Here is a 6,742-nt window from a genome sequence, read left to right as displayed (position 1 = left end):
ATCTCTCCCATCACCGGACGCTTCTCGCGGTCGCGTCGTCCCGCACAGCCGAAGACGGCGATCGTGCGGGCATCGGCGATCTCCCGGGCGGCGGTGAGGAGCACCTCCAACCCGTCGGGGGTGTGTGCGTAGTCGACGACGACGGAGATTCCGCGGGCGGTCGTCTCCGCTGTCTCGACCAGTTCGAAACGCCCCGGAACGGTGCCGACGTCGGCGAGACCGGTCATCGCCGTGTCGAGGTCGACCGGAAGTTGCTCGACGATCGACAACGCCATCTGCGAGTTCGACACGTTGAAGCTCCCGCCGAGCGCGACGCGCACCTCACGGTCGTGCCACCGGTACCGGTGCGCCGCCGCACCGACCTCGACGTCGAGCAGGTCGTCGTGGTCGATCGTGATGAGGCGCATCGCATCGTCGCCGACGCGGTCGCTCAGGGTGTCGGCGAGCAGGCGCCCGTGGGCATCGTCGACGTTGACGATCGCCAGCGGCGAGAACCTCGATGTGAACAGTGCCGACTTCGCCCGGAAGTACTCCTCGGGCGAGCCGTGCAGATCGAGGTGGTCGTGTCCGAAGTTCGTGAACGCGACGACATCGAAATCCGTGCCGTCGATGCGGTGGAGCGCCAATGCGTGCGACGACACCTCCATCACCGCGGCCGACTTGCCCTCGGCGACGAAGCCGGCGAGGGTCGCGTGGAGATCCGGCGCCTCAGGGGTGGTGCGAGGACCGTGGAGCGTTCCGATGATGCCCGTCGGGTGCCCACTCGCTTCGAGGAGCGCGTGCACGAGTTGTGCGGTCGTGGTCTTGCCGTTGGTTCCGGTGATCCCGACCGTCATCATCTGCAGGGCCGGATCGCCCCATGCGAGCGCCGACGCCGGCCCGACGGCACGACGTGTGTCGTCGACCACGATCTGCGGCGTTGTGCCCACGTCGCCGAGTTCGTGATCGACGAGCAGTGCGGCCACGCCCTGCTCGACCGCTGACGAGGCGAAGCGATGACCGTCGAACGATTCGCCGCGCAGGCACGCGAAGATCTGGCCGTTCGAGATCGCACGCGAATCGTGGGTGATGCCGCGCACGATCGCAGCGGCGTCCCCGACCACGTCGGCCGCGATCCCGCTCGACCGCAACCGGTCGACGATGTCCCCGAGGCTCACGGGGTTCGCGTGGTCGGCCATCTCAGCTTTCGCATCCCTCGCTGGTCTCGGCCGGCTGGATGCCCAGTTCGTGGATGATCGTCGGTGTGAGGTCGGCGAAGACCGGGGCGGCGGCGGTTCCACCGAACCGGTCGTCGCTCCCCGCCTGGGGCTCGTCGAGTGCGACCAGCACGGTCACCTGCGGGTCATCGGCCGGGTAGAAGCCGGCGAAGCTCGCGTAGTAGATGCGGTTGCCACTCTCGTCGTAGTACGTGCCGTTGTCCGCCGCCTTGAAGGCCGTGCCGGTCTTTCCGGCGATCGGAAGGCCATCGACGGCGGCGCGGCTGGCGGTACCCGAGCAGACGACGTCCTTCATCATCGCGGCCGTTTCACGAGCGGCTTGTTCCGACACGACGCGGCGGGTGGCCGACGGCTCCACCTCGCTCGTGGTTCCGTCCGAACCGACGACCTCGCGCACGAGTTTCGGAGCGACGTAGACGCCGTCGTTCGCGATCGTGTTGATCGCCGACACCATCTGCAGCGGCGTGCTGGACATGCCCTGGCCGTACGCGACGGTCACCCGTTCGCTGCCCCACAGTTCGTCGATCGGCTTGAAGATTCCAGGCGATTCGCCCGGGAACTCGAGGTCGGTGACCTCTCCCAGGCCGAACGCCTTCATGTAGTCGTAGTGGACGTCGGCGCCCATCTCCTGCTGCACTGCAATCGTGCCGAGGTTCGACGATTCCACGAGGATGTCGGTCACCGACATCGCCTCGAGTCCGTGGGGGTGCGCGTCTCGGAGCACGACGTCGTAATACTCCTTCCATCCAGGGACCTCGAAGGCGGTGTCGGGGGTGACGACACCTTCGTTCAACGCCCCAGCGATCGTGATCACCTTCGCCACCGAGCCGGGTTCGTAGCTGTCGACCGCGACGAAGTTGCCGCTGGTCACGTGCGGTTCGCCGGTGTCGGCATCGCGTCGAACCGAGGCATTCCCGTAGATCTCGCCGGTGTCGGTGTCCATCACGACGATGAAACCGCCCCGAGCGTTGATCTCGGTGACCCGGTCGATCAGCACCTGTTCGGTCGCGAACTGGATCGAACGGTCGATCGTCAGCACGAGATCGTCGCCGGCGACCGGCTTCTCGACGACGACTTCGGAACCGGGGACCGTGCGGCCACCGGGGGCAATCTCTCGGGTCATCGCCCCACCGGTGCCGGCGAGCACGTCGTCGTACTGCAACTCGAGCCCGGCGATTCCGTCGCCGTCGATGTTGGTCCGGCCGAGCACGGTCTGTGCGGTGTCGCCACCCGGCATCTCACGGCGCGTCTCGGCATCGACGTTGACCCCGGGCCGATTGAGCGCGGCGATCTGGTCGCCGACGCTGTCATCGACCTGGCGCGCGACGTAGACGAATCCTCGATCGGCCGTCGTGACTTCGTCGAGCAGTTCGTCGACCTTCTCGTCGGAGAGGCCGAGAAGATCGTCGAGGAGTTGGACCGTGGCCGGAGCGTTCTCGATCAGTTTCGGGTTGATCGAGATCGCTGCCGCAGGGACCGACATCGCCAGCTCGTTGCCGTTGCGGTCGAAGATCGTGCCCCGCTGTGCGATGACTTTCGTCGCACGTTCCCACTGCTGGGCTCCCGCCGAGCGCAGGGTCTGCGCGTCGGTGGTCTTGATCATCACGACGCGCCCGATGACCACGACCAGGAGCAGAGAGAGCACCAGCAGCGAAGCGATCAGGCGGCGTCGCGGACTGCCGGACTTCTGATCGCGGGCGCGAACCTCCGGGCGCGGCGCGCTGATCCGGCGCCGGACGGCCTCGTTGCGCTGTTCGCGGGTCTGCGGCCGACGCCTGGTCCCACGCGGGGGTGTTGCCGACCGCCGCTTCGACTTCGGCTGGGGATTCGTCGTCTGCCGCTTCTTCTTCGGGCTCGGGGCGTCACGGCGTTCACGAGTGGGAGACGCTGCAGCACGCCGCTCGCCCGCAGGTGATGCCGACGTGCGCCGCTTCTGTTTCGGCTGGGAGGCGCTGGGCCGCCGGCGGGGGGCGGGGTCGCGTTGCTTGACGAGTGGTTCGTGGCGCCGGTTCACGGTTGACCCTCGGACACGGCCTTCACGTCGCGGAACTGGTCGAGTGGACCCGTTTCGACGATCACCCGCACCGCATCGTCGTCGGTCACTCCGGCCGCAGCGAGCTGGCGTGCGAGCACCATCGGGTCGACATCGACGAAGCGGACCCCATCGGCGGGCACCATGCCGAGTGCCGTTGCCTCGTCTGCGATCCGCTGCGGCGAACGCAGCACGGCGCGGTCGCGACGCAGTTCGTCGAACCGGACGCGTTCGTCGGAGACCTGCTGATCGAGTTGATCGACCTTCAGCTGACGCTGCGCCAACTGGGTGTGGAAGACCGCGGCGCCGAGCATGACGACGAGCACGACGCACAGTCCCACACCGCCGATGATCGCCGGCCAGCGTGGACGTCCGGCGGCGACCACGCTCAGCGCGGGGGCTTGGCCCGATGCTTTCGGGGTGTCGATCTCGTCGGTTCGACGAACGGCGGCGAGGGCCATCAGCGGTCACCCTTCGGCATCGGTTCGGTCTTCTCGACGACACGGAGGAGGGCGCTCGTCGAGCGCCGGTTGCGTTCCTGCTCGGCCGACGAGGCCCGTTTCGGGATCCCCCGAACGACGCGGACGGTCTGGATCGCCCCGCAGACGCAGGGCAGATCATGGGGGCAGTCACACGCGCCCGCCGCGATCGCGAAGCGTTGTTTGGCGATCCGGTCCTCGCCGGAGTGGTACGACAGGACCGCAACCCTTCCGCCGGGAACCGTCGCAGCGACCGCGCGGTCGAGGGCATCGGGCAGCACGTCGAGTTCGGAGTTCACCTCGATGCGGATCGCCTGGAACGTCCGCTTGGCTGGATGTCCGCCCGTGCGGCGCGCGGCGGCCGGGATCGCGGCCGTCACGATCTCCGCGAGCTGGACCGTGCTCTCGATCGGGCGGGCCATCACGATTGCGTCGGCGATCCGGCCGGCGAATCGTTCGTCGCCGAGGGTCGAAATGACGCGTGCGAGTTCGTTGCGGTCGTATCCGTTCACCACGTCGCCGCCGGACCACTGCTGGTCGTCGTTCATCCGCATGTCGACCGGTCCGTCGTGACGGTAGGAGAAGCCGCGTTCGGGACGGTCGAGTTGCGGCGACGAGACGCCGAGATCGAACAGCACACCGCTGATCTCACTCACGCCGTGTTCGGCGAGTGCCTCGTCGAGTTCGTCGAAACGGCGACGGCTGACGCGCACGCGATCGGCGAAATCGGTGAGGCGAGCGAGGGCCGCGTCGATCGCGTCGGAATCCTGGTCGATTCCCAGGATGTCGATGTCGGGTCGCCGACTCAGCAGCGCGTAGCTGTGGCCGCCTCCGCCGAGCGTGGCGTCGACGACCGTCCCCGACGGAACCGCATCGAAGATGTCGGTGATCTCGTCGACCATCACCGGGTCGTGCTCGAAGTCACTCACTGGTTCATCTCCTCGAGTCCGATGGCTTCTTGTTGCTCGTACCGGCCCGGCTCCCAGATCTCGATCCGGTCGAGTGCTCCGAGCACGGTGACGGGCGTGTGCAACTCGACACCGGCGTGCGAACGCAGCCGTTGATCGACGAGGATCCGTCCCTGTTTGTCGATTCCGGCCATGACGACCGAGGAGGCGAAGACGCGTTGCTTCGCTCGTGAGATCTCCCCGGTGCGGACCTTGTCGATCATGTCCTGCGCCTCGGCCTGGAAGACGTCGACGCTCATCATCCGTACGCAACCGTCCTCGCCGTACGTGAGGTAGCACTGCTCGCCGATGGTGCTGCGGAACGACGGCGGCAACGCCACCCGTCCTCGCTCATCGAGCTGACGCTCGTACACACCGACAAACACGTTGTTGATCGCTTTCTGCCATGAATGTCCCGCGGTCCTGCCAGGTCGGGGATCGACGGGACACTCCCCCAACGTCCGCCATCCTGCCCCCATTTCTCCCCATCGTCAACCATTCGCCCCCACTTCATCCCATTCGCGCCGCCGATTCCTCCCTCCGCCGCGACCCCACCTCCCCGAAATTCGGACGGATCGAGACGCCCGGCGTCAACATCGGTCGGGATTTCGGGACCGCCCGCCGAAAACTTCGGCGGATCGTGACGGCCAGCGTCGGGATCCATCGAATTTCGGGAATGGGGTCCGGCGTCAGCGGACGGAGCGCAGGGATGCGAGCAGGTACTCGGGCACGGCGTGGGCGACCGCCGCGGACACGATCGCTGGTGGGCGCAGCAGCCCGACGTCGAGATCGTGGTGCAGCAGGCCCGGGAGGATCGCCGAGTCGTACTCGTGATACCAACACGCCTGGAGACGTGCCGCCGCGCGCGTCCGGCGTTGGCTGATCCCGACGAGCTTCGCTCCGCCGAGCGTCAACTCACCCGGCCCGAGTCCGTCGAAGCACACGAGACGCGACCAGCCCGTCGACACCATCGCTCCGTCGTGGACGACTGCCCCGTCGGTTCCGGCGGCCGAGAACGCCTCGACGAAACGCTCGCCCAACCACACCATCGGGCGATGGACGTCGTCGGCCCATCCCGGCGATCCCGCCGGCAGGATCACGTCCACCCAGACCACCTGGTCGGGCACGAGCAGAACCGCTCCCCCGCCGCTGCGGCGCCGCACGACATCCACCCCTGCACGGCGACAGGCATCGAGGTCGACTGCGTCCTCGCGCTGTGTCGATCCCAGGACGACCGCCGGCGCGGTGATCTCGTGCACCCACACCTCGGCTCGAGGCGGGTCCGGGATCTCCAACGCGTGGAACTCTGCTGCTGTGGAACGCCGACGAACGACGCGGTAGGCGGTCACGAGGCGATCGGCAGGTACCGGCGCCACGCGTCGGGAACCCCGCTCACCGACACCACGACCCAGGCGGACGAACGCGGAGCGCGACACGGTTTGGCCAGACGCATGCCCGCCTCGTCCGGGGTCCGATCTCGCTTGTCGAGGTTGCACGGTCGACACGCGGCGGCGACGTTCTCCCAGGTGTGCGTGCCACCACGCGAGCGTGGCATCACGTGATCGATCGAATCCGCGTGCGCGCCGCAGTACTGACAGCGATGGTCGTCGCGGGCGAAGATCGCCCGACGCGAAAGTGCGGCCCGACGTACGAAGGGGACCTTGACCATGTAGCGCAGCCGGATCACCGACGGACTCGGGAAGCTCAACTTCTCGGATCGGAAGAGCAGACCATCGTTCTCCAGGACCTCGGCCTTGTCGGACAGGACGAGGCAGGTGGCACGACGCGAGGACACGACACTGAGCGGCTCATAGCTGGCGTTGAGAACGAGCGCGCTGTGCATGACGGCCGACTTTAGTGAGCCGTCAGATTCGGTGTTCCCACGTTTTGCACCATCGGAGATAGTTCACCACATCGTCGGGCTCCCACGCATGACGGGGGTCCCCGTACTGCGTCAGCAGCCGGAACTCGAGATAGTTCCCCGACGGAATCGGGAGGAACGGTCGACGTCGCCACCAGCCCGGTGCCGTCGTGCGCCGCGCCTGGCGGAGCGCGGTCGGCCACAGC

General features: G+C 67.5%; 8 protein-coding genes. All 8 read right to left on the bottom strand.

All coding sequences use genetic code 11. The features are described 5' to 3' along the window. Positions 1-1,178: Mur ligase family protein (locus WBV89_RS20490; protein WP_423983180.1), on the bottom strand; the 1,178-nt coding region annotated here is incomplete at its 3' end. Position 1,179: 1 nt separating this feature from the next. Continuing rightward, the gene (locus WBV89_RS20485) at positions 1,180-2,862 is read right to left on the bottom strand and encodes a peptidoglycan D,D-transpeptidase FtsI family protein (RefSeq protein WP_423983179.1); all 1,683 of its coding nucleotides are present in this window, start codon (positions 2,860-2,862) and stop codon (positions 1,180-1,182) included. Positions 2,863-3,227: 365 nt separating this feature from the next. After that, a complete protein-coding gene (locus WBV89_RS20480) occupies positions 3,228-3,710 on the bottom strand; it encodes a hypothetical protein (RefSeq protein WP_423983178.1) in 483 nt (160 codons plus the stop codon). Then, entirely contained in the window at positions 3,710-4,657 is a 948-nt protein-coding gene (rsmH, locus tag WBV89_RS20475) for a 16S rRNA (cytosine(1402)-N(4))-methyltransferase RsmH (RefSeq protein WP_423983177.1), read from the bottom strand. The genes WBV89_RS20480 and rsmH overlap by 1 nt, the downstream gene beginning before the upstream one ends. Then, on the bottom strand, positions 4,654-5,061 hold the full coding sequence (locus WBV89_RS20470; RefSeq protein WP_423983176.1) for a division/cell wall cluster transcriptional repressor MraZ: 408 nt from the start codon (positions 5,059-5,061) through the stop codon (positions 4,654-4,656). The genes rsmH and WBV89_RS20470 overlap by 4 nt, the downstream gene beginning before the upstream one ends. A 303-nt stretch (positions 5,062-5,364) precedes the next feature. Next, positions 5,365-6,024, bottom strand: coding sequence for a lipoate--protein ligase family protein (locus WBV89_RS20465; RefSeq protein WP_423983175.1), 660 nt, complete (start codon positions 6,022-6,024; stop codon positions 5,365-5,367). After that, positions 6,021-6,518 (bottom strand): HNH endonuclease, encoded by a 498-nt coding sequence (locus WBV89_RS20460; RefSeq protein ID WP_423983174.1) that lies wholly within the window; start codon positions 6,516-6,518, stop codon positions 6,021-6,023. The genes WBV89_RS20465 and WBV89_RS20460 overlap by 4 nt, the downstream gene beginning before the upstream one ends. Positions 6,519-6,540: 22 nt before the next feature. Continuing rightward, positions 6,541-6,742, bottom strand: a 202-nt coding sequence (locus WBV89_RS20455; protein WP_423983173.1) for a hypothetical protein, incomplete at its 5' end; no start/stop codon positions are given.

The organism is Ilumatobacter sp. (assembly GCF_049588435.1).
In the GTDB taxonomy this organism is placed as follows: Bacteria; Actinomycetota; Acidimicrobiia; order Acidimicrobiales; family Ilumatobacteraceae; genus Ilumatobacter_A.
The sequence above is the reverse complement of the archived record's forward strand: the minus strand, read 5'-3'. Positions and strand labels throughout refer to the sequence as shown.